This is a genomic window from Paramuribaculum intestinale, from assembly GCF_003024925.1.
GTDB classification, from domain to species: domain Bacteria; phylum Bacteroidota; class Bacteroidia; order Bacteroidales; family Muribaculaceae; genus Paramuribaculum; species Paramuribaculum intestinale.
Genome location: NZ_PUED01000362.1, coordinates 1 through 1,149, shown reverse-complemented (window position 1 = coordinate 1,149; position 1,149 = coordinate 1). Strand labels below are relative to the sequence as shown.

Annotated in this window: 1 protein-coding gene and 1 pseudogene; both read right to left on the bottom strand. The window is 47.3% G+C overall.

Annotated elements, in window-relative coordinates:
* Positions 1 to 173: reverse transcriptase N-terminal domain-containing protein (locus C5O24_RS13565; RefSeq protein WP_205961137.1), on the bottom strand; the 173-nt coding region annotated here is incomplete at its 3' end.
* 642 nt (positions 174 to 815) lie between these two features.
* Positions 816 to 1,149: pseudogene (locus tag C5O24_RS13560) on the bottom strand (conjugal transfer protein TraG); the annotation flags it as partial.

Genomic DNA, 1,149 nt, shown 5'->3' with positions numbered 1-1,149 from the left:
TGGGTAAGAGTCCATTGCAAAGCCTTCACTTTGCCGAACTTACCCTCTTTCTGAGCTTTTACAATACGCGCTTGTAGCTTACTGACCGCTTTCTCACACTTGTTCCAATCAATGTTTTCCCAAGTTGATTCCTTGTGGTCAGAAGATGCACACGAGTTTTTAGGCCCGTCCATTTGCTTTTCTTCTTTCATAAGTTCTAAAAGTTATCTTGTAAAATGTTACCATATCGGAAGTCTGCACACTTTCGTGTCGGATGATGTGGCTCATTGCCATACATGGCAATGAGGTCAATCCGTATCCGCTCCGTTACAGAGCGGCATTCGCTTTCTCCGACTTTCCTTTACCTACATACCATTGTACCTCCCTTGCGTTCGGCCTACCATGATTGCTCATGGAGATATATAGGCTTACCGTGTTCTGCATCAGTGCCGATGACGGTTTAGGCTCTGCCTCTCCACCGGTGGCTCTGTTGTTCGCGTAACCCCAAAATGCACAGGGTTATCCGGCCACACACCGTTTTGGTTCAAGCTTGTAAGCATTAGTAAGCTTGTTCGACTTAACGATGGTTCTGACAGTTCACTTGCGTTAGCCGTGCCGTCAAGCCAAGCCCCCTAACCGCATAATGCTTGCGGTTCTTGAAGTCCCCTCACGGTTCATTCTCGACCCTTTCGGGAGGGTTACCTTGTCCGAGCAGCTTAGTACATCATAAGACGCACCTGCCGTAGGCTACTATTGGCGAAACAATAGGTCAACTCTTTTCACTCCTCTGAATGAACGGCTGACAGCCACTGATGCAACTTTTCACGTCACACGCTCTTGAAATCGTAGATGTATGCGCTATATCCTTTCTCTATCATCTGTTTGATGAAATTATTGACGACTGCGTATGACTTACCGGAGCCGGGGGTGCCAAGCACTATCGAGGCGCGAAACGGATTCACCACGTTTATCCAGCCCTTGTTCCACCGTCTTTTATAGTAGAACCGGGTGGGCAGATTGATTGAATATTCATTTTCCATCAGGCGTGTTTCCTGCTGGAATGATTCATTCTCATCATTGAAACGGTCATCCATCATATTGTTTTTCAGCAATCGGCTCATCCATACGCCCCCCAACAGAAGGCAGACAAAGCCTGTTGCTGTTGTGACG